Below are 19,905 nucleotides of genomic sequence, written 5' to 3' on the forward strand. Positions count from 1 at the left end.
TTTACAGCAGGAACAGGGTCGCCAGCCCGAGGAAGATAAAGAAGCCGCCGGTATCGGTGATGGCGGTGATCATCACGCTGGCACCGACTGCCGGGTCGCGGCCGAGGCGGGTCATGGTCATGGGGATAATCACCCCCATCAGGGCGGCCACCAGCAGGTTGAGCATCATGGCCAGGGTCATCACGGCGCCGAGCGCCGCATCCTGATAGAGCAGATAGGTGGCGATGCCCATGGTGCCGCCCCACACCAGCCCGTTGATAAAGGCGACGCCAAGTTCCCGTAGCAGCAGGAAGGAGAGGTTGCCTGTCTGAATGTGCTGCAGCGCCAGCGCCCGCACTATCATGGTGATGGTCTGGTTGCCGGTGTTGCCGCCGATCCCGGCGACGATGGGCATCAGGGCCGCCAGCGCCACCAGTTGGGAGATGGTGTGCTCGAACAGGCCGATCACCCGCGAGGCGACAAAGGCGGTGCAGAGGTTGATGGCAAGCCAGGCCCAGCGGGTCTTGACCGCCTTGGAGACTGGGGCGAACACGTCTTCATCCTCGCTGATACCCCCCATCCGGCGCAGGTCGGTGTCACTCTCCTCATAGACCAGATCCACCACCTCTTCGACGGTGAGGCGGCCCATCAGCTTGCCCTTGCCATCCACCACGGCGGCGGAGAGCAGGTCATCCCGCTCGAAGGTGCGGGCGGCCGCTTCGTCGTTATCCTCCGGATCGAAGGTGACCGGATCCCGCTCCATCACGTCGCTCACCAGGGTGGCGGGCTTGTGCAGCAGGACAGTGGTGAGGGCCAGCTCCCCCAGCAAATGGTTGCGCCGATCGATGACGAACAGCTTGTCGGTGTTGGCGGGGATCTTGCCGCGCAGGCGAAGATAGCGCTGCACTGTGGCCAGACTCACCTCGGGGCGGATGGTTATGATCTCGAAGTCCATCATTGCGCCGACGGTGTGCTTGCCGTAGCGGATCACCTCCCGCACCCGATCCCGGTCGGCGGGGGCCATATAGGTGAGCAACCGCCCCATCAGGTTGCGCGGCAGGTACTGGCCCAGATAGATCTGATCGTCGATATCCAGGGTACGCAGGGCGTGCAGCAGCTCCTTGTCGCTCATCCCGCTGATGAGGCTGTCCCACACCGTCTCCGACGCTTCGACCAGGATCTGGCCGCGCTTCTCCTCCTCCACCAGCGCCCACAGGGCATGACGCTCATCGGGCGGCAGCGATTCCAGCGCATCGGCGACGTCGGCGGCGGGCAACCCGTTGACCAGCGCAGTGAGTTCGCTGGTCTGATCGCGCTGCTCGGCATCCTGCACCACCTGCGGATCGAGCAGGCTGTCGGTGAGGGCATCATCGCGCAGCAGCAGGGTGAGAATGCGGGATCTGTCATCCGCGCGCTGCCGGGCGCTGTTCTTGATGGGAAGAGACATGGGATGAATTCCTGAGATGGTAGCCAAGGGCTCAATGCCCATAGGATACCAGACTTAAAACAACAGGTTATGACCGTGATGGGAGAAGAGGGAGGTAAAAGTGAGGCCACCTGCTGGTGGCCTCATGGTGAGTTGCCGAGGATACCTCAGGCGAGGGCTTGCTGAGCCTGTGGTGCCGAGCCAAACCAGGCGAGCTGGTCGGCCAAAGTGACCACCGAGCCCACCATGATGAGCGCCGGACTCTCAACCCCCACCGCCAGCGCGGGCAGCTCATCAAGGGTGCCACGAATGACCCGCTGGCAGGGCTGGGTGCCGCGCTCGATCAGCGCCACCGGGGTGTCGCCTGCCTTGCCGTGGGCCAGCAGCTCTTCACGGATGGTGGCGCAGGATGAGAGCCCCATGTAGAACACCAGAGTCTGTTTGTCCTTGGCGAGCAGCGGCCAGTCGAGATCCCGGGCGCCCCCCTTGCCGTGGGCGGTGACGAAACGTACGCTCTGGGCGTGGTCGCGATGGGTGAGCGGAATGCCGGCGTAGGCGGCGCAGCCGCTGGCCGCGGTGATCCCCGGGACCACCTGAAAACCGATGCCGCTGCCCACCAGCGTCTCCAGCTCCTCGCCGCCACGGCCGAAGATAAAGGGATCGCCCCCCTTCAGCCGCACCACTCGTTGCCCCTTCTTCGCCTCCTCCAGCAAGAGCTGGTTGATCCCCTCCTGCGGCACGCAGTGGTTGCCCGCCTGCTTGCCGACGAAGATGCGCTTGGCGTCGCGGCGCACCAGCGCCATCACCTCGTCGGAGACCAGCCGGTCATAGACCACCACGTCGGCCTGCTGCATCTGGCGCAGGGCGTGCAGGGTGAGCAGACCCGGATCGCCGGGGCCGGCTCCCACCAGTACCACTTCGCCTGCGCTCCGGCTCTCGTCGGCAAACAGGCTGTCGGCCAGCTGGTGGGCAGAGGCGCAATCGCCCCGCGCCAGCGCCTGCCCGAGCCGATCCGCCCCGAGCAGCCGCTCCCAGAAGCGGCGCCGCTCTCCCATGCTGGCGAATCGCGCCTTGACCCGCTCCCGCAGGCTGCCGGCAAAGGCCGCCACGGCCCCCAGATGTTGCGGCAGCAGGGCTTCCAGTTTTTCCCGCAGCAGCCGAGCCAGCACCGGCGCCTTGCCGCCGGAGGAGATGGCCACCATCAGCGGCGAGCGATCGATGATCGACGGCATGATGAAGCTGGAGCGCTTCGGGTCATCCACCACGTTGGCAAAGATCCGCGCCCGGTTGGCGCTCTGGTAAACCAGTGCATTCACCTCGCGCCGATCGGTAGCGGCCACCACCAGCCACTTGCCCGCCAGTTGTTCCGGCACAAATTCACCGGCCAGCCACTCGATGCTGCCGTTGGCAGCCAGTTCCGCCAGCTCGGGGTCGAGCTCGGGCGCGACCACGGTGAGCTGGGCACCGGCATCCAGCAGCAGGCGCGCCTTGCGCTCCGCTACCTCGCCGCCGCCGACCAGCAGCACGGGTTTGTTGTCGAGTCGGCAAAAGATGGGCAAGTAGTCCATGGGGCCTCCGGATCAGGTGGTTCGGGTCTGGTTGGCGGTACTGGTGGTTTCGCTCACCGCGACCGGGCGCTCGGCCTTGGGGGTGGCATACCAGTAGCCGAGGCCCATGAAGAGGGCGCCGGAGACGGTGTTGCCCAGGGTCACCCACAGCAGGTTGTGGCCGATGCCGCTCAGGGTGTAGGCATCGGAGTGGGCGCCAAACCAGGAGAGGGCGAACAGGGTCATGTTGGCGATGGAGTGCTCGTAGCCGGAGGCGATAAAGGCGAGCAGGCACCACCAGATGGCGATGAAGCGGGCGGCCCCTTCGGTGCGCAGCGCCATCCAGATGGCGAGGCAGACCAGCCAGTTGCAGAGGATCCCCTTCATAAACAGGGTCAGGGCCGGTGCCTGGGTCTTGGCCAGTGCCACCTTGTGGGCCAGACTGCCTGCGTCCGGCAGCAGGCTGCCGCCGTAGGAGTAGATCAGCGCCACCACGATGGAGCCAATCAGGTTACCGGCCCAGGTCTGCGGCAGGATGCGCAGCAGGTCAGCCATGGTGATCTTGCCCGTCTTCACCCCGAAGGTGAGGAACATGGTGTGGCCGGTGTAGAGCTCCGAGCCGGCGATGATCACCAGCGTCAGGGCGATGCCGAAGGTGGCTCCCATCACCAGCGGCCGGATGGCGGGATCCACCAGATTGCCGAGGGTGAAGATGAGGATGATGCCGAGGCCCACATAGGCCCCCGCCATGGCGGAGCTGAGCCAGAAGCCGAGCTTGTCGCTGCGCTCGAAGCGGTTGATGCGGGCCGCGTTGGCGGCACACTTGTTGATGGTTTCCGTGTACATCTTGTGAGTCCTTGAAAGGGCTGCCCTCTGGCAGCCCGAAAGAGAGTGAATTTGGTTTTAGACGGCGACCCAGACCTGCTGGTCGCGCACTTCAACGGGGTAGCCTTGAACCGACATGGCGGGGTTGTCGAAACAGTGGCCATCGCTCAGACGAAAGCGCTGCTTCTTGAGCGGGCTGGCGACCCAGAGTTCACCGTCGTGTTCGCAGATCAGGCCCCGCGACAGCACGTTGGCGGCGAAGAAGGGATCCCGGTTGTCGATGGCGAACACCTCGGCCGCCGCGCTCGGGCGGAACAGGGCGATCTGGCGCCCCTCAATGAGTGCGCAAACGCCGGTGCCCGGCAGGATGTCGTTGAGTTGGCAGGCAAGTTTCATCATTTGGTTTCCACCTCGATCTGGTAGACGGGGATGCGCTCGGCCGGGGTGGCCGGTCGGTGCTGCGCGCGTTCGGCGACGAACTGAACGTCCGGGTCGCGCTTGTCGCTGTTGATGAAGTGGCTGAAGCGCTGCAGCGCCTGCTCTTCGTTGAGGGTGCGCGACCATTCGCATTCGTAGCTGTCGATGAGGGTCTGGATATCGCGCTCCAGGGTCTCGTTTAACCCGAGTTTGTCGTCGACGATCACTTCGCGCAGGTAGTCGATACCCCCTTCCAGATTGCCGAGCCAGACCGATGTGCGCTGCAGTTTGTCGGCGCTGGTGACGTAGAACATCATAAAGCGGTCGATCAGCTTGATGAGGGTTTCGCGGTCAAGGTCAGAAGCCAGCAGATCGGCGTGGCGCGGTTTCATGCCGCCGTTGCCACCCACGTAGAGGTTCCAGCCCGCGTCGGTGGCGATGATGCCGACGTCCTTGCCCTGGGCTTCCGCACATTCGCGGGTACAGCCGGAGACGCCGAACTTCATCTTGTGCGGGGTACGAATGCCCTTGTAGCGGTTCTCGAGGAAGACCCCGAGGCCGACGCTGTCCTGCACGCCGAAGCGGCACCAGGTGCTGCCGACGCAGGTCTTGGCCATGCGCAGCGCCTTGGCGTAGGCCTGACCGGTTTCGAAGCCCGCTGCCAGCAACTTGCGCCAGATGGCGGGCAGATCATCCTTCTGGGCCCCGAACAGGCCGATGCGCTGGGCGCCGGTGATCTTGGTGTAGAGCTTGTAGTCGCGGGCCACTTCGGCCACCGCCAGCAGCCCTTCCGGGGTCACTTCACCGCCGGCCATGCGCGGGATGACGGAGTAGCTGCCGTCCTTTTGCATGTTGCCGAGGAAGATGTCGTTGGTGTCCTGCAGCTGGGTGTTGAGCGGGCTCAGCACATAGTCGTTCCAGCAGGAGGCGAGGATGGAGCCGACGGTCGGTTTGCACACCTCGCAGCCATGGCCGTGACCGTGCTTGGCCAGCAGCTCGTCGAAGCTCTTGATCCCTTCCACCTTGACCAGGTGGAACAGCTCCTGACGGGAGTAGGGGAAGTGGCCGCAGAGGTGGTTGTTGACCTCGATGCCCTGCTTCACCAGCTCGGCGTTGAGCACCTGGCTGATGAGCGGCACGCAGCCGCCGCAGCCGGTGCCGGCCTTGGTGTGCTGCTTGATGGCGGCGAGGGTGGTGTGCCCCTCGGCCACCGCCTGAGCGATGTCGCCTTTGGAGACGTCAAAGCAGGAGCAGATCTGGGCGCTTTCCGGCAGGGCATCCACCCCCAGCGTCGGTTTGGCCCCGGCGTAGGCGGGCAGGATCAGGGTGTCCGGGTGGCTCGGCAGCGGCAGGGCGTTGAGCATCATCTGCAGCAGGTTGCCGTAGTCATCCACGTCACCCACCAGCACGGCGCCGAGCAATCGGCTGTTGTCTTCGCTCACCACGATCTTCTTGTAGACGCCAGCCTGATCGTCCTGAAACACATAGCTGTGGCTGCCCGGGGTGCGGCCGTGAGCATCGCCGATGGAGCCGACGGAGACGCCGAGCAGTTTCAGCTTGGCGCTCATGTCTGCCCCTTCGAAGCGGCTGTCACCGCCGAGCAGATGGTCGACGGTGATCTGGGCCATCTTGTAGCCCGGCGCTACCAGCCCGAAGAAGCGGCCCTGCCAGGCGGCGCACTCGCCGATGGCATAGATGTCGGGGTCTGAGGTGAGGCAGTGATCGTCGATGACGATGCCGCCGCGCTCGGCGATGGCGAGATCACCGTAACGGCCGAGGGTATCTTGCGGGCGAATGCCGGTGGAGAAGACCACCACATCCACTTCCAGCTGGCTGCCATCGGCGAAGGAGAGGCGGTGTTTCGCCTGCTCACCGCCATGCATCAGGATCTCGCTGGTGCTCTTGCTGGTGTGCACCTGCACGCCCATGGATTCAATCTTGCGGCGCAGCAGCTGGCCGCCCTGACCGTCGAGCTGCTCGGCCATCAGTACCGGAGCAAACTCCACAACGTGGGTCTCGAGACCCAGCGCCTTGAGGGCACCGGCCGCTTCGAGGCCAAGCAGGCCGCCCCCGATCACCACCCCGCTCTTGCCACTCCTGGCGGCGCTGCGAATGGCTTTCAGATCCTCGATGGTGCGGTAGACGAAGCACTCGTGGTGCTGACTGCCCGCAATGGGCGGCACCCAGGGGTAGGAGCCGGTGGCCAGCACCAGCTTGTCGTACCCGACCACAGTGCCCTTGTTGGAGTGCACTTCGCGGTTGGCCCTGTCGATTTTTTTCACCGCTTCGCCGAGCAGCAGGCGGATGCCGTGCTTGTCGTAGAAGCCGGGTTTGACGAGGGAGAGATCTTCGCTGGTGTGATGGGAGAAGTAGGAGGAGAGATGGACGCGATCGTAGGCGGGACGGGGTTCTGCACCGAAGACGGTGATCTCGTAGCGGCCCGGCTCGGCCCGCTCGATCAACTCTTCGATGAAGCGGTGCCCCACCATGCCGTTGCCCACAACGACCAGTCTGACTTTGCTCATGATTGCCTCTAGTTTGGAGTAATAAAACATCATTCTGGGGCTAGGCTACCCAGTCAGTCGGGGCGGGCAATTGATGCAAATCAAGTGTCTATTTATATATCTCGTCAGGGGTAATTCGATAAAATTCAAAGATATACAAAAATAGGTATACCAGTTGATGATTTCTGCGCTGGCTTGGAGTGAGGGGTGGTGGAGGGAAAGCCCGGTTTACCCACGGCCGGGGAGTGAAAACTTCTGGCGGAAAATGGCCGGCCTCGCACTGGGCGAGACCGGCATCAGCTGAACAAGGTGGCGCGTCAGGCGATATGGCGGCGGAACATGGCGAGCGCTAGCGACAGGGTGACGCCGGCGATGGCGAGCAGCGGCCAGAGCAGGGGCCAGGCGGCCGACCAGTCAAACCCCTTGAGGAAGACCCCCTTGAGCAGCACGATGAAGTGGGTGAGGGGGTCGATGGCCGCCAGCCACTGGAACACCTGCGGCATGTTCTCCACCGGCGAGATGTAGCCCGAGAGGATCACCGCCGGGACGGTGAAGGAGAAGACCCCGAGAAAGGCCTGCTGCTGGGTCGAGCAGAACGACGAGATGAAGAGCCCGATCCCGGCCAGTGCCAGCCCGTAGCAGACCATGCCCGCCATCAGCAGGCTGAGGCTGCCGGCAAAGGGGAGGTGAAAGACAAAACGGGCGGCCAGCGCGACTATGCACCCTTGCCCCACCGCCACCATGATGCCGGGCACCGCCTTGCCCGCCATGATCCAGCCCGCGGTGAGGGGGGAGACCAGCAGCTGATCGAAGGTGCCCTCTTCCCGCTCCCGCGCGACCGAGAGGGCGGTGACAATCAGGCAGCCAGTGGTGGTGATGATGGCCACCAGCGCTGGCAGGATATGCCAGTGGAACTCGACGTTGGGGTTGTAGAGGTTGCGTACCGCCAGCTCGGGTTGCCCCTTGCCCTCACTTTGCCAGCGGGCGATCACCTGACTGATGTAGCCAGCCGCCACCTGACCACCGTTGGAGCGGCGTCCGTCGATGATCAGCTGTACCTTGGCCTGTTCGCCCCGTGCCAGCCGGCGCGAAAAATCGCCCGGAATAATCAGCCCGAGCAGTGCCTGTTGCCCGGTGATGGCCTCGGTCATGCCCGCCTCGCCTTGTACCGGGATGATGGTGGTAAAGGCGGGCATATGGGTGAGGCGCTCCAGCAGCTCGCGGCTCTGGGCACCGCCATCCTGGTTGTAGATGGCCAGCGTGTTGCCGGTCACCTCCAGAGTGGCGGCGAACGGGAAGAGGGCGGTCTGCAGCAGCACCGGCATGATGAGCAGAAAGCGCCCCTGAGTATTGCCCATCAGGGCCTGCAGCTCTTTTCGGATCAGCCACCAGAGTCGGATCAGCATGGGTTACTCCAGAGTGCGCCGCGTCTTGCGGGCGGTCAGGGCCAGCCAGAAACCGGCCAGCAGCAGCAGACAGAAACCGTTGACCAGCAGGATCGAAAAAACGCTGCCCGCCTGATAGAGGGTCTGCAAGGAGCTCGCGAAGTAGCGGGCCGGAATGAGGTGGGTGATGGCCCGAAGCCAAGGCGGCATGCTGGCGATCTCGAAGACGAAGCCCGACAGCATCACGGCGGGCAGAAAGGCGGCGATCAGCGCTGCCTGTGCGGCGTTGAACTGGCTGCGCATCACGGTGGAGAGAAACAGCCCGAGCCCGAGGGCGCTGCCGAGAAAGACGCTGGTGACCAGAAAGAGCAGCAGCAGGGAGCCGCGCCACGGCACGCCCATCACCGCCACCGAGAAGAGCAGGCAGAGCAGCATGGCAATGATGCCAAGGCCATAGTAGGGCAACAGCTTGGAGAGCAGCAGCTCCCCCTTGGTGACCGGGGTGGCGAGCAGCGCCTCCATGGTGCCGCGCTCCCACTCCCGCGCCACCACCAGCGAGGTGAGCAGGGCGCCTATGATGGTCATTACCACCGCAATGGAGCCCGGTACCAGAAAGTTGCGGCTCACCAGCGCCGGATTGAACCAGGCGCGGCTCTCTATCGACACCGGCATGGCGACCCCCTCGCCAGCGAGCCACCCCTGCCAGATCCCCTGCACATAGTTGGTGACGAAGTTGGCAGTGTTGGGCTCGGAGCCGTCGGTCAGCAGCAGCGCCTGCGGCGTGCCATTGCCCTGACCGGCCAGCGCGCGGGAGAAGCCGTCATCGATCACCAGCAGGCCGCGGATCTCGCCGCGGGCCAGACTGGCGAGCAGGGACTCCTTGCTCGGGCCGCTGTGGATCTCCAGCGCGGTAGAGCCGCGCAGGGCCTGCTCCAGCCGCACCGCCGGGGCGCCGCTGTCGGTACGCCAGATGCCGAGGCGCAGGTGGTCCACATCCAGATTGATGGCGTAACCCATCACCACCAGCAGCACCACCGGCATGATGAAAGCGATGAGGATGCTGCTCGGATCGCGGATGATTTGCAGCGTCTCCTTGCGGCAGAGGGCCAGCAGTCGCCGACGGTTGATGCTCATGCGTCCTCCTCGCTGGCCCGCTCGACCAGCGTGATAAAGGCCTCTTCCATTGTTGGCAAAGAACAGGTCGGCAAGGAGCCGGTTGGCAAAGAGGTCGCCGCCTCTTTGGCGGCCAGCTCCTTGAGATCGTCCGGGGTGCCGAGCGCCAGCAGCTTGCCGCGATAGATGAGGGCGATGCGGTCGCAATACTCCGCCTCATCCATAAAGTGGGTTGTGACCAGCACTGTGACGCCGTGGTCGGCCAGCGCGTTGATGTGCGACCAGAACTCGCGCCGGGTCACCGGATCGACCCCGGAGGTGGGCTCGTCGAGGAACAGCAGCGGCGGCTCGTGCAGCAGGGCGCAGGCCAGCGATAAGCGCTGGCGCAGGCCGAGCGGCAGGGATTCCGCCTTCTGATCGAGCCAGGGGGCGAGGGCAAAGGCAGTCACCATGGCATCGATCCGCGTCTGCTGGTGGCGGCCGAACAGGCCGTAGATACCGGCGAAGAAGGAGAGGTTCTGCGCCACGGTGAGCTGCTTGTAGAGGGAGAACTTCTGTGCCATGTAGCCGAGGCGCTGGCGTGCCGCCGAGGGGCTGTGGGCCAGATCGATGCCGGTCACCAGCGCCTGTCCCTCGCTCGGGCGCAGCAGGCCGCACTCCATCTTGAAGGTGGTGGACTTGCCCGCCCCGTTGGGGCCGAGCAGGCCGAAGATCTCGCCGCGGCGCACCACAAAGCTGACATCATCGGTGGCGGCAAAATCGCCGAAGCGCTTGGTGAGGTGGCGCGCCTCGATCACCGCTTCGGGGGAGACTCCCTGCGGCAGTTCGGCTTCCCGCATCCCCGCCGCCAGACTCGACTCCCCGCCGGGGCCGCCGCCGAGCAGGTCGATAAAGGCATCCTCCAGCCGGGGCTGAGCCGGTTGAAAGGCGCCGTTGGTCAGTTGCAGCTCCGCCAGCGGCGGGGGCGTCATGCCCGGGTGCAGCAGCAGGCGAACCCGCTCCCCCGCTACCGCGCCATCCATCACCGCCGGGTGAGCCAGTGCCCGGCGCAGCAGGGCGCGTCGCTCGCGGCCATCCAGTTGCCCCGCCTCCAGCAGCCAGCAGCGGCTGGCCATGGCCCCCATCAGGTCGGCCGGCGTGCCGCTGGTGCGCACCTCGCCATCCGCCATCAGCAGCACGTGGTCGCACAGCTCCGCCTCGTCGAGATAGGCGGTACTCCAGAGCACCGTCATCCCCCCCTTGGCCAGCTCGCGCACCATCTGCCAGAGGGCGCGGCGAGAGATGGGATCGACCCCTACCCCTGGTTCGTCGAGCAGCAGCACATCCGGGGTGCCGAGCAGGGCGCAGGCCAGCCCGAGCTTCTGCTTCATCCCGCCAGAGAGCTTGCCCGCCGGTCGTGCGGTGAAGCGGGCGAGATCGGTGAAGGCGAGCAGCCGCGCGAAGGTGGGCGTGCGTTCGGGCTCCAGTACGCCGCGCAAGTCAGCGTAGAGGGTGAGGTTCTCCAGCACGCGGAGATCCTCGTAGAGGCCGAACTGCTGGGGCATGTAGCCGAGGCGCTGACGCAGCAGATCTCCCTCGCTTACCGGATCCAGCCCCAGCACTCGGATGGTGCCCGCTTCGGGGATCAGCAGACCGGCCAGCAGGCGCAGCAAAGTGCTCTTGCCCGCGCCGTCGGGGCCGACCAGCCCGGTGATGCCGCCAGCCGGAATGGTGGCCGAGATGGCGTTGAGGGCGACCCGCTCACCAAAGCGTTTGGTGAGCCCCTCGAGGGAGATGGCGCAGCTCATGGCGCCAGCCTGACGGTGACCGGCATCCCCTGGCGCAGGGCCGGGTCGGGGTCCTGCACCACGATGCGCAGCCGGTAGACGAGGTGAGTGCGCAAGTCAGGCGTCTCCACCGATTTCGGGGTGAACTCGGCGGTCGGCGAGACAAAGCCCACCACCCCGTGATAGGGCTGATCAGGCCGCGAGTCGGTGGTGAGGGTCACTTTGGCGCCGCTCGGGAAGTGGCCGAGCCAGGGCTCCTCCACATAGGCGCGCACCCAGACCGGCGCGGTCAGGGAGAGGTTGAAGGCGGTAGCACCGCTCTGCACCATGCTGCCGTTCTCGACAGCGCGGCTGATGATGATGCCGTCGCTGGGGGCGGTCAGGCTGGCATCCGCCAGCGCCAGTTCGGCACTGGCGAGCGCCGCTTTGGCTCCTTCCAGCTGGGCATCGGACTGGGCAATCTCTTCCGGGCGGTAGCCGGTTTCGAGCTGGGCGAGCTGCTCGCGGGCGGAGCGCACCTGCGCCTGGGTCTGATCCCGCTGGGAGCGGGCGGTATCGAGCTGACCGCGGGAGATGGCGCCGGTGGCTGCCAGTGCGCTCTGGCGGCGCCACTGCTGGTCGGCCTCCAGTGCAGCTGCTTCGGCGGCGGCCAGTGCGGCCCGGGCGCGGTCGGTCTCTTCGCTGCGATAGCCTTTGTGGATCAAGGCGTTGGCGGCAGTGAGCGCGGCCAGATTGGCGCGGGCGCTGTCGCGGCTGTGGGTGAGGGGAACCGGATCGAGGCGGGCCAGCAGTTGACCGGCTTTTACCCTATCCCCCTCATCGACCAGCACCTGATCGACGCGGCCGCCGACCCGAAAGGCCAGATTGACGTCGCGAATATCGACGTTGCCGTAGAGGATGGAGCCGTCAGCCGGGCGCCCTTGCCACCAGAGGTAGCCACCGATAACGGTTAGCAGCAGGGCCACGATTGCAATGCGTTGTTTCATGCCGCTTCTCCTTCTTTCATGTCGGTGGGGCGCAGGCCGCGCAGGGCCCATACCAGCCGTTGTCTGGCGGCCTCAGGGCTGTCTATCTGGCTGAGAAAGGGGGCGGCCTGTTCGGGCAGCCAGCCGAGCTGGCGACCGCTGCCGGCGATCACCAGCGGCAGGCCGACCGACCCCATGATGAAGATCATCAGCTGGAGCGGGTGACCCGCGACCAGCGACCCTTCCGCCTGTGCCATCCGTACCTGCTCGATCAGCAGCAGGGGATGACGGCGCGGCAGGCTGAGCAGAAAGCGCTGGGCCGCCCCTTCACCCGCCAGCGCATCGCCAAACAGGTGGTTGATAAAGCCGCGCTGGCGCGCCACCAGCCCGATCAGCGCCTCCATGGTGGCCTCGAACATGGCGATGGCAGAGGGGTAGGAGCCTTTGGCTGCCACCGCCTTGAGCTCGTCATAGAGGGGGGCGTACCAGAGCTCGACCAGCTCGTCGATAAAGGCGTCGCGGTTGCCGAAGTGGTAGACGAAGGAGCCGAGGTTCACCTCTGCCGCCGCCGCCAGCTCGCGCACCGTCAGGCCGCGCAGCCCCTTCTCGGTGGCGATGGCGAGGCCGGTATCGAGCAGTTTCTGCCGGGTTGGATTCATCTTTCAGGTTCCTGCTGCACAGATTTTGATCTGATTTATACGTATGTATAAATCAGCCGCCGAGAATAGGAAAGATCTTTTTTTGAGCAGATTTCAGCGGGGATGAAAAAACGGCGGGCGTTGGCAAGGGGAAGTTTGGAAACGGCTTGGGATTGAACGGGTTGCCGCAGGTGTGGGCCAGAATCCGGGCAGATGACGGAGGGGGTGGAGAAATAAAAACGCCTCCGCGAAGGGAGGCGTTTTATCGGGAGGGGCGCGCTTACAGAATAAAGCGGCTCAGATCCTCGTCTTCAATCAGCTTGCCGAGGTGGGCGTTGACGTAGTCGGTGTTGATGACGAAGGTCTCGCCGGATTTCTCGGAGGCGTCGTAGGAGATATCTTCCATCAGGCGTTCCATCACTGTGTGCAGACGGCGGGCACCGATGTTCTCGGTACGCTCGTTGACCTGCCAGGCCGCTTCGGCCAGACGGCGGATACCATCTTGGGTGAACTCGATGTTGACCCCTTCGGTGGCCATCAGCGCCTTGTACTGATCGGTCAGGGAGGCGTTCGGCTCGGTCAGGATCCGCTCGAAATCTTCAGTGGTCAGCGCGGTCAGCTCGACCCGGATCGGCAGACGGCCCTGCAGCTCGGGGATGAGGTCGGACGGCTTGGCGATCTGGAAGGCGCCGGAGGCGACAAACAGGATATGGTCGGTCTTGACCATGCCGTGCTTGGTGTTGACGGTGCAGCCCTCGACCAGCGGCAGCAGGTCGCGCTGAACCCCTTCACGGGAGACATCGGGGCCCGAGCTCTCGCCACGCTTGCAGATCTTGTCGATCTCGTCGAGGAAGACGATGCCGTTGTTCTCGACCGCAGCGATGGCTTTCTGCTTCAGCTCTTCCGGGTTGACCAGTTTGGCCGCTTCCTCTTCGATCAGCGCCTTCATGGCCTCTTTGACCTTGATCTTGCGCTTCTTCTTCTGGTTCTGGCCCAGATTCTGGAACAGCCCCTGCAGCTGGTTGGCCATCTCTTCCATGCCCGGCGGGGTCATGATTTCGACGCCCATCGGGGAGGCGGCCAGATCCAGCTCGATCTCCTTGTCATCCAGCTGACCTTCGCGCAGTTTCTTGCGGAAGATCTGGCGGGTGTTGGAGTTGTCGGCTTTCTCTTCCTCGCCCCAGGTGTTGCGCGGGTTGGGCAGCAGCGCATCGAGAATGCGCTCTTCGGCGGCTTCCTCGGCGCGGTATTTCATCTTCTCCATCTCAGTCTCGCGCACCAGCTTGATGGCGACATCGGTCAGATCGCGAATGATGCTGTCCACTTCCTTGCCGACATAGCCCACTTCGGTGAACTTGGTCGCTTCCACCTTGATGAAGGGGGCGTTGGCCAGTTTGGCCAGACGACGGGCGATCTCGGTTTTGCCGACACCGGTCGGGCCGATCATCAGGATGTTCTTCGGAGTCACTTCATGGCGCATCTCTTCGTTGAGCTGCATCCGACGCCAGCGGTTGCGCAGGGCGACGGCCACCGCGCGCTTGGCATCGGCCTGACCAATGATGTGACGATCCAGTTCGTGGACGATTTCTCTCGGGGTCATCTCGGACATGATGGAGTTCCTGTATCAGGGGCGGGCAGTGCCCACCCCTTGGAGAATTGGTTGCTATGTAGCCGGCTTATTTGGCCGAATAGTCCAGCACTTCGACGGTGTGGTGTTGGTTGGTGAAGACGCAGATGTCGCCGGCGATCTTGAGCGCCTTCTCGACGATGCTCTTGGCATCCAGATCGGTGTTTTCCAGCAGGGCGATGGCCGCGGACTGGGCGAAGTTGCCGCCGCTGCCGATGGCGATGAGATCGTGCTCCGGCTGCACCACGTCACCGTTGCCGGTGATGATGAAGGATTTTTGCTCGTCGGCGACGGCCAGCAGTGCTTCGAGGCGGCGCAGGGCACGATCGGTGCGCCAATCTTTGGCCAGCGCCACGGCGGCGCGCTCCAGATTACCCTGATGGGCCTGCAGTTTGGCTTCGAAGCGTTCGAGCAGGGTGAAGGCGTCGGCAGTACCACCGGCAAAACCTGCCAGTACCTTGCCGTTGTAGAGGCGATGAACCTTGCGGGCGTTGCCCTTCATGACGGTGTTGCCAAGAGAAACCTGGCCATCGCCACCGATGACGACCTGACCGTTGCGGCGAACTGAAACTATGGTAGTCACTTTACTTACCTCGCTTGAGCCGAATGACGGCCTGACTGTGCATGGCAAGAAAGATGGGGATGGCAAACGGGCTTTTCAACCCTGCCTTTGGTCGGGATAAACGGGGTAATAAAGAGCGTGGGTGCGAGTGACACCAAAAGAACAGGGCCGGGTGTTGCCACCCGGCCCTGCGTCATCGGTAAGCGGATTACCCTTTCTTGGGAATGCAGCCGCTGATGCCGGAGCTCTGCAGCTTGCTGTTGGCCGCGTCGGCGGCCGCCTTGCCGTTGAAGGGGCCCACCATCACCTTGTAGACGGTGCCGCTGGCGCCATTGATCACCTGCAGGCTGGAAGAGAGGCCGGCGGTGAAGGCGATACGCGCCTTGAGCGACTCTGCGGAATCCTGCGAGCGCAGGGCGGCGCACTGCATCATGTAGCGACCGCTGTCGGCGGCTGCGGTCTGGGCTGGCGGAGTGGCCGCTTTGGCCTTGGCCGCTTCGGCGCGCTCCCGTTCCAGCTCGGCACGGATCTCTCGCTCCATCCGTTCCCGTTCTGCCTTGCGGTCGATCACCTGCTCTTGCGCGCTGGCAACCGGTGCTCCGGAGGTGGAAGGGGTGGTCGCCGGATTGGGCTGATAGGGCTTGGGCTGGCCGATGGGCGTTCCCGGTTGGGGAATGTCGGTCGGCACCGGCTGCGGCAGTTTTTCCGGTTGCAGGGTCATGGTATCTGCCGGTGGTGGCGGCAGCACACCCGGCTGGGTCGGCGGCTCTATGATATCGACCTGCTTGTTCTCAAGCCGTTCGATGTAGCTCCACTTCTCCTGAGGCAGCCCGTTATTCTGCGCTTTTGGCTTGTTGGCCTTTACCTGCTCCTCAATGGTGGGGGCGTCGTTGCCCTTGCCATTGATCATGTAAAGGAAGCCACCAAAGCCTGCCAGCAGTGCCACGACCAGCAGCACTGGAATAACAGGAAAGCGGCGAGGGGCCGCTTTCTTGGTATTGCGGCCACCCGCCCGACGTCGCGGGCGGCTGCCGACATAATCCCGGGTTGCCATCTATTACATGCGCTCCAGGGTATGGATGCCCAGTACGCCGAGGCCCAGTTTCAGTACCTTGGCGGTGGCGGCGCACAGCAGCAGACGGCTCTGACGGGTTGCCTCGTCCACGCCATCCTTGTTGATCGGGCAGGCTTCATAGAAGGTCATGAAGTTGCCTGACAACTCGTACAGGTAGGTACAGAGCAGGTGTGGCATGCCTTTGTCGGCCACGCCGTTGACCGCGTCGGAGAACTGGATCAGCTTCTGGGCCAGCACCTCTTCGGCCTCTTCGTTCAGGGTCACGTTGCCGGTCAGCGTCTCGGCATCGATGTTGGCCTTGCGGAAGATGGACTGGATACGGGTGTAGGCGTACTGCAGGTAAGGGGCAGTGTTGCCTTCAAAGGAGAGCATCAGATCCCAGTCGAAGATGTAGTCGGTGGTGCGGTTCTTGGAGAGGTCCGCATACTTGACTGCGCCCATGGCGATGGCATTGACCACATTGGCCTTCTCTTCGGCAGAGAGGTCGCTGTTGCGGCTCTCCAGCAGGGCTGCGGCGCGTTCTTCCGCTTCGTTCAGCAGGTCAACCAGCTTGACGGTGCCACCGGAGCGGGTCTTGTAGGGACGACCATCCTTGCCCAGCATCATGCCGAAGGCGTGGTGCTCAAGCGGTACGGATTCCGGCACATAGCCCGCCTTGCGGGTGATGGTCCAGGCCTGCATCAGGTGCTGGTGCTGACGGGAGTCGATGAAGTACATGACACGGTCGGCGCCCAGGGTCTCGTAACGGTATTTGGCACAGGCGATGTCGGTGGTGGTGTAGAGGAAACCGCCATCGCTCTTCTGGATGATGACGCCCATGGCCTCGCCATCCTTGTTCTTGAACTCGTCCAGGAAGACAACGGTGGCGCCTTCGCTCTCGACCGCCAGTCCCTTGGCTTTCAGGTCTGCAACGATCTCCGGCAGCATGTCGTTGTACATGGACTCGCCCATGATGTCCTTGTTGGTCAGGGAGACATTCAGGCGGTCGTAGTTGATCTGGTTCTGTTCCATGGTCATGTCGACCAGCTTCTTCCACATGGTACGGCAGTACTCGTCGCCGCCCTGCAGCTTGACCACGTAGTTACGGGCGCGCTCGGCGAAGGCTTCGTCTTCGTCGTAGCAACGCTTGGCCTGGGTGTAGAAGGCTTCGAGATCCTTGAGCGCCATGTCGCTGGCGTGCTCGTTGGACATCTTCTCCAGATAGGCGATCAGCATGCCGAACTGGGTGCCCCAGTCACCGATGTGGTTGGCACGGATCACTTTGTGGCCGAGGAATTCCAGCGCACGCGCAGCCACGTCACCGAGTACGGTGGAGCGGATGTGGTGCACCGCCATCTCTTTGGCCACGTTGGGGGCGGAGTAGTCCACCACCACGGTTTGTGGCGCGGGCAACCGTACGTTGGCGTTGGCAGAGGTCACCATGGCCTCGACCTGACCGGCCAGCCAGCGCTGGTCGAAGAAGAAGTTGATGAAGCCGGGACCGGCGATCTCGACCTTGGCGATCAGGTCGGAGGCAGGCAGGTGCTCGATGATGGCCGCTGCCAGCTCACGGGGATTCTTGCGGGCCGGTTTGGCCAGCAGCATGGCCAGGTTGGTAGCCAGGTCGCCGTGAGCTTTTTCCTTGCATCGGTCTACTTGCACGCGGGCTTCCAGGTCCGCCGGCAGGACGCCTGCTGACTTGAGATTGGCTACCGTTTGTTCAAGTAGATGATGAATATGCTCTTTCATAACTGACCACCAAGGTTGCGCGTCGAAAAATGACTGATATATAAGGGCGTGAATTTTACCCGCATCGGCCCGAGAAAACTATAGGGATGACCCGCCGCTCGCTGTCGGGCGGATATTTCACTGCGTTTGGCGCCATATTCCAGAATATTGGGCGGAAATTACGGTGCTTATCCATTTCTACTGCATATCGAAGCGGCTTGTCCAGGCTATTTTCCCCTGATTGTTAAGGGTTTTTCCTTTCCAATGACGGGAATGATCTCCTCCCTCTGGCCCGGCGTATCAACAGAGGTTCCCAACCGAGGAGTTTGCGATGCGACTGGCGCTGTTTCCCCTATCTGCCCACCTGCTGCCCGGCGGCGTCATGCCGCTGCGGATCTTCGAACCGAGATACCAGCGGATGATCGCAGAGGCGGGGGAGTCCGGCTTTGCCCTCTGCATGGTGGACCCTCGCCAGCCCGATGCCCTGCGCAACATGCTGCCCATCGCCACCCGGGTCACCATTATCGATTTCGACCGGTTGCCGGACGGCATGTTGGGGATCACGGTGCAGGGGATGGAGCGGGTGCAGATAGAGGATCTGTGGCAGGAGCCAGACGGCCTGCGCATCGGCGAGGTGACGCCGCTGACGGCCTGGCCGCCCCGCCGGCTCCATCCCGATCAGCAACCGCTTGTCGAAGCATTGCGGGAGGTGTTTGCCGACTATCCCGACTATGCTGCCCTCTATCCCGCCCCCCGCTGGGATGATGGCAACTGGGTGGCCCAGCGCTGGCTGGAGGTGTTGCCGATCCCCCCCGAGCAGAAGCAACTGCTGCTGGCTGCCGCCGACAATCAGCCCGCCATCGCCCTGCTCAAGGGGGTGCTGGTGGCCAGCCACTGATTTTTTCTGACCCGCTGATCCGCCAGCGCCGCAGCGCCGTACCAGTCATCACCACAGCATGTTCGACAGCACACCAAAGGGATGGCGCAATGGCATATACTGGCCAACCACACTCGACCATACGCAGGACCTCGCCCGTGATGGATAACCCGGATGGCGACCTCAAATCTCTGCTGATCAGGGTGGCTGAGCAGGCCGACAAGGCTGCTTTTGCCCGCCTGTTCCAACACTTTGCGCCGCGCATTCGCAGCTATGGCCTGCGCCACCTCGGCAGCGAAGCCAACGCCATGGAGCTGGTGCAGGAGACCATGCTGCTGGTGTGGCAAAAGGCGCGCCTCTACCACCCTGACAAGGGAGCGCCGACCACCTGGATTTACACCGTGATGCGCAACCAGTGCTTCGACATGCTGCGCCGTCGTCGCGCCAGCAAGGAGGATCTCTGCGCCGAGGAGCTGTGGCCCGTGCTGGAGTTTCAGGCCGAAGAGGAGCATCTGAGCGGGGGTGAGGATGCGGTGCTGACCCGTCAGATGGCCCACTATCTGGGCACCCTGCCGGAGCCGCAACAGCAGGTGGTGCGTGGCATCTATCTGCAGGAGTTCTCCCAGCAGGAGCTGGCGGAGCGACTCGGCGTGCCGCTCGGCACCATCAAGTCCCGCCTCAGACTGGCGTTACAGAAATTGAAAGAGCAAGTGGAGCAAGGCCATGATTAAAGCCCATCCGACCGACCCTATGCTGCGCGCCTTCGCCGCCGACGAGCTCCCTCTGCCGCTGGCGGTGGGGCTCTCCGCTCACTGTGAACTCTGCCCCGATTGTGCTGCCCGACTGAAGACATTCGAAGAGGAGCTGGCGCAGCAATATCTTGCCTCGCCAACAGAGCCCGAGGTGGACTCCCGCGATGACGTGGGACTGGACGCCGGATTCGACGCCATGCTGGCGGATATTCTGGCGCAGCCGCTGGCAGAGCCCCTCTCCGAGCCCCTGTCCGAGCCAACATATGACCAGCCCCGAGTCCAGCCCGGCGAGCTGGAGGTGGCCGGTCACGCCTACCGTTTGCCGCGGGTGTTGGCCCGCTACCGTTCCCCCAAGTGGCGCCATATCGGGGCCATTCGTCAGCAGAGTCTGCCGCTGGACGAGATGGGGGCGCGCGCCAGCCTGCTCCATATCGAAGCGGGCGGTCGCATCCCCGAGCACACCCATCAGGGTTATGAGCTGACCCTGCTGCTGGCGGGCAATATTCAGGATGGCGATACCCTTTACAAGGCGGGAGATTTCATCTGGCGCGATGCCAGCCACTCCCACAGCCCGCATACGCCGGACGGTTGCCTCTGCTACACGGTGCAGGATGCGCCGGTGCAGTTCACCAAGGGGCTGTCGCGGCTGCTGAACGGCATCAGCCAGCACCTCTACTAAGCACTCTGACGCCATAGAAAAAGGGACCAAGTTGGTCCCTTTTGTCATTTCATTGCAGGCT

17 protein-coding genes are annotated in these 19,905 nt (G+C 63.8%); 3 read left to right on the top strand and 14 right to left on the bottom strand.

Annotation, left to right across the window (positions count from 1 at the left end; all coding sequences use genetic code 11):
• Position 1: 1 nt before the first annotated feature.
• The 14 genes from mgtE to argS form a co-directional block, all read right to left on the bottom strand.
• Positions 2-1,426 carry a magnesium transporter gene (mgtE, locus tag I6L49_RS16390; RefSeq protein ID WP_216949945.1) on the bottom strand — a complete coding sequence of 475 codons (1,425 nt, stop codon included), beginning with the start codon at positions 1,424-1,426 and terminating at the stop codon, positions 2-4.
• Between the two features lie 146 nt (positions 1,427-1,572).
• Entirely contained in the window at positions 1,573-2,973 is a 1,401-nt protein-coding gene (cysG, locus tag I6L49_RS16395; RefSeq protein WP_216949946.1) for a siroheme synthase CysG, read from the bottom strand.
• 12 nt (positions 2,974-2,985) lie between these two features.
• The gene (gene nirC / locus I6L49_RS16400; RefSeq protein ID WP_216949947.1) at positions 2,986-3,798 is read right to left on the bottom strand and encodes a nitrite transporter NirC; all 813 of its coding nucleotides are present in this window, start codon (positions 3,796-3,798) and stop codon (positions 2,986-2,988) included.
• A 57-nt stretch (positions 3,799-3,855) separates the two neighbouring features.
• Positions 3,856-4,173: a nitrite reductase small subunit NirD gene (gene nirD, locus I6L49_RS16405; RefSeq protein ID WP_017784191.1), complete on the bottom strand. Its 318-nt coding sequence runs from the start codon at positions 4,171-4,173 to the stop codon at positions 3,856-3,858.
• On the bottom strand, positions 4,173-6,719 hold the full coding sequence (gene nirB / locus I6L49_RS16410) for a nitrite reductase large subunit NirB (RefSeq protein WP_216949948.1): 2,547 nt from the start codon (positions 6,717-6,719) through the stop codon (positions 4,173-4,175). The genes nirD and nirB overlap by 1 nt, the downstream gene beginning before the upstream one ends.
• 296 nt (positions 6,720-7,015) lie before the next feature.
• Positions 7,016-8,104 carry an ABC transporter permease gene (locus tag I6L49_RS16415; RefSeq protein ID WP_216949949.1) on the bottom strand — a complete coding sequence of 363 codons (1,089 nt, stop codon included), beginning with the start codon at positions 8,102-8,104 and terminating at the stop codon, positions 7,016-7,018.
• 3 nt (positions 8,105-8,107) lie between these two features.
• Positions 8,108-9,217: an ABC transporter permease gene (locus I6L49_RS16420; protein WP_216949950.1), complete on the bottom strand. Its 1,110-nt coding sequence runs from the start codon at positions 9,215-9,217 to the stop codon at positions 8,108-8,110.
• Complete coding sequence (locus tag I6L49_RS16425; protein ID WP_216949951.1) at positions 9,214-10,983, bottom strand: ATP-binding cassette domain-containing protein; 1,770 nt, start codon at positions 10,981-10,983, stop codon at positions 9,214-9,216. Before I6L49_RS16425 ends, I6L49_RS16420 begins: the two co-directional genes overlap by 4 nt.
• Positions 10,980-11,948 carry a secretion protein HlyD gene (hlyD, locus tag I6L49_RS16430; RefSeq protein ID WP_216949952.1) on the bottom strand — a complete coding sequence of 323 codons (969 nt, stop codon included), beginning with the start codon at positions 11,946-11,948 and terminating at the stop codon, positions 10,980-10,982. Before hlyD ends, I6L49_RS16425 begins: the two co-directional genes overlap by 4 nt.
• Positions 11,945-12,586: a TetR/AcrR family transcriptional regulator gene (locus I6L49_RS16435; protein ID WP_041209771.1), complete on the bottom strand. Its 642-nt coding sequence runs from the start codon at positions 12,584-12,586 to the stop codon at positions 11,945-11,947. The genes hlyD and I6L49_RS16435 overlap by 4 nt, the downstream gene beginning before the upstream one ends.
• Positions 12,587-12,845: 259 nt before the next feature.
• Positions 12,846-14,174: an HslU--HslV peptidase ATPase subunit gene (hslU, locus tag I6L49_RS16440; RefSeq protein WP_033115662.1), complete on the bottom strand. Its 1,329-nt coding sequence runs from the start codon at positions 14,172-14,174 to the stop codon at positions 12,846-12,848.
• 67 nt (positions 14,175-14,241) lie between these two features.
• Positions 14,242-14,775, bottom strand: a complete 534-nt coding sequence (gene hslV / locus I6L49_RS16445) for an ATP-dependent protease subunit HslV (RefSeq protein WP_033115661.1) — start codon at positions 14,773-14,775, stop codon at positions 14,242-14,244.
• Between the two features lie 187 nt (positions 14,776-14,962).
• Positions 14,963-15,808: an SPOR domain-containing protein gene (locus I6L49_RS16450; protein ID WP_005356980.1), complete on the bottom strand. Its 846-nt coding sequence runs from the start codon at positions 15,806-15,808 to the stop codon at positions 14,963-14,965.
• A 3-nt stretch (positions 15,809-15,811) separates the two neighbouring features.
• Complete coding sequence (argS, locus tag I6L49_RS16455; protein WP_005355547.1) at positions 15,812-17,557, bottom strand: arginine--tRNA ligase; 1,746 nt, start codon at positions 17,555-17,557, stop codon at positions 15,812-15,814.
• A gap of 310 nt (positions 17,558-17,867) precedes the next feature.
• On the opposite strand from argS, the gene I6L49_RS16460 reads away from it, so the two are divergent.
• The 3 genes from I6L49_RS16460 (at position 17,868) to I6L49_RS16470 (ending at position 19,844) form a co-directional block, all read left to right on the top strand.
• Complete coding sequence (locus I6L49_RS16460) at positions 17,868-18,434, top strand: LON peptidase substrate-binding domain-containing protein (RefSeq protein ID WP_005356978.1); 567 nt, start codon at positions 17,868-17,870, stop codon at positions 18,432-18,434.
• A gap of 140 nt (positions 18,435-18,574) precedes the next feature.
• On the top strand, positions 18,575-19,144 hold the full coding sequence (locus tag I6L49_RS16465) for a sigma-70 family RNA polymerase sigma factor (protein WP_005342561.1): 570 nt from the start codon (positions 18,575-18,577) through the stop codon (positions 19,142-19,144).
• Positions 19,137-19,844: a ChrR family anti-sigma-E factor gene (locus I6L49_RS16470; protein ID WP_216949953.1), complete on the top strand. Its 708-nt coding sequence runs from the start codon at positions 19,137-19,139 to the stop codon at positions 19,842-19,844. Before I6L49_RS16465 ends, I6L49_RS16470 begins: the two co-directional genes overlap by 8 nt.
• Positions 19,845-19,905 lie beyond the last annotated feature (61 nt).

The organism is Aeromonas sp. FDAARGOS 1419 (assembly GCF_019047045.1).
Classification (GTDB): domain Bacteria; phylum Pseudomonadota; class Gammaproteobacteria; order Enterobacterales; family Aeromonadaceae; genus Aeromonas; species Aeromonas veronii.

Excerpts from the sequence above, each read along its gene's own strand:
- mgtE (WP_216949945.1), bottom strand. The coding sequence starts at position 1,426 with ATGTCTCTTCCCATCAAGAACAGCGCCCGGCAGCGCGCGGATGACAGA.
- cysG (WP_216949946.1), bottom strand. The coding sequence starts at position 2,973 with ATGGACTACTTGCCCATCTTTTGCCGACTCGACAACAAACCCGTGCTG.
- nirC (WP_216949947.1), bottom strand. The coding sequence starts at position 3,798 with ATGTACACGGAAACCATCAACAAGTGTGCCGCCAACGCGGCCCGCATC.
- nirD (WP_017784191.1), bottom strand. The coding sequence starts at position 4,173 with ATGAAACTTGCCTGCCAACTCAACGACATCCTGCCGGGCACCGGCGTT.
- nirB (WP_216949948.1), bottom strand. The coding sequence starts at position 6,719 with ATGAGCAAAGTCAGACTGGTCGTTGTGGGCAACGGCATGGTGGGGCAC.
- I6L49_RS16415 (WP_216949949.1), bottom strand. The coding sequence starts at position 8,104 with ATGCTGATCCGACTCTGGTGGCTGATCCGAAAAGAGCTGCAGGCCCTG.
- I6L49_RS16420 (WP_216949950.1), bottom strand. The coding sequence starts at position 9,217 with ATGAGCATCAACCGTCGGCGACTGCTGGCCCTCTGCCGCAAGGAGACG.
- I6L49_RS16425 (WP_216949951.1), bottom strand. The coding sequence starts at position 10,983 with ATGAGCTGCGCCATCTCCCTCGAGGGGCTCACCAAACGCTTTGGTGAG.
- hlyD (WP_216949952.1), bottom strand. The coding sequence starts at position 11,948 with ATGAAACAACGCATTGCAATCGTGGCCCTGCTGCTAACCGTTATCGGT.
- I6L49_RS16435 (WP_041209771.1), bottom strand. The coding sequence starts at position 12,586 with ATGAATCCAACCCGGCAGAAACTGCTCGATACCGGCCTCGCCATCGCC.
- hslU (WP_033115662.1), bottom strand. The coding sequence starts at position 14,174 with ATGTCCGAGATGACCCCGAGAGAAATCGTCCACGAACTGGATCGTCAC.
- I6L49_RS16450 (WP_005356980.1), bottom strand. The coding sequence starts at position 15,808 with ATGGCAACCCGGGATTATGTCGGCAGCCGCCCGCGACGTCGGGCGGGT.
- argS (WP_005355547.1), bottom strand. The coding sequence starts at position 17,557 with ATGAAAGAGCATATTCATCATCTACTTGAACAAACGGTAGCCAATCTC.
- I6L49_RS16460 (WP_005356978.1), top strand. The coding sequence starts at position 17,868 with ATGCGACTGGCGCTGTTTCCCCTATCTGCCCACCTGCTGCCCGGCGGC.
- I6L49_RS16465 (WP_005342561.1), top strand. The coding sequence starts at position 18,575 with ATGGATAACCCGGATGGCGACCTCAAATCTCTGCTGATCAGGGTGGCT.
- I6L49_RS16470 (WP_216949953.1), top strand. The coding sequence starts at position 19,137 with ATGATTAAAGCCCATCCGACCGACCCTATGCTGCGCGCCTTCGCCGCC.